Origin of the sequence: Vibrio sp. 10N.261.52.A1 (assembly GCF_002876325.1) — a bacterium.
Taxonomy (GTDB): domain Bacteria; phylum Pseudomonadota; class Gammaproteobacteria; order Enterobacterales; family Vibrionaceae; genus Vibrio; species Vibrio chagasii.
The window spans coordinates 1-466 of the sequence record NZ_MCYD01000262.1 but is presented as its reverse complement, the minus strand read 5'-3'; the positions used below and the strand labels follow the sequence as shown (position 1 = coordinate 466).

Annotated in this window: 1 protein-coding gene; it reads right to left on the bottom strand. The window is 42.1% G+C overall.

Features of this window, described 5'->3' with window-relative positions; translation table 11 throughout:
* Positions 1 to 144 precede the first annotated feature (144 nt).
* Positions 145 to 441, bottom strand: a complete 297-nt coding sequence (locus BCT81_RS03395) for a Dabb family protein (RefSeq protein WP_102423243.1) — start codon at positions 439 to 441, stop codon at positions 145 to 147.
* Positions 442 to 466 lie beyond the last annotated feature (25 nt).

Here is a 466-nt window from a genome sequence, read left to right as displayed (position 1 = left end):
TCCTGGTGCAGGTGGTAATGCCGTAGCCTCTTTCACTCCTGTCACCATATTGCCGACAGAGTAACATGTAATTTTTCGCTCTGACCAAAGCGTATGGGCCTATGCCTATACGCTTTACATCTTGTAACTGAGAAATTATTAGGGCTAAAGAGAATAATCAAACACGATAATGTCATCCAACAACGGACGAAATACCTCTTTCAGGGCATCGTGTTCTGGATGTGGTAGATAGTTTTGTCGCCCAGCTTCATCTTCAAACGTCATTAAGACCGAATGACTATAACCTTGGTTCTTGTTTTCTGGACTATCATTTAGCCCCCACTCTACGGAAGTTACGCCTTCAATCTTGCTTGGCATTGCCTCAAACAGCACCTTTAGCTTTTCAATCTCTGAAAGCTCCGCATGTTCTTTGAATTTTATCAGTAAAATATGACGTATCATCTGCTCTTCCTTTCCAAGCTTATCT

Excerpts from the sequence above, each read along its gene's own strand:
- BCT81_RS03395 (WP_102423243.1), bottom strand. The coding sequence starts at position 441 with ATGATACGTCATATTTTACTGATAAAATTCAAAGAACATGCGGAGCTT.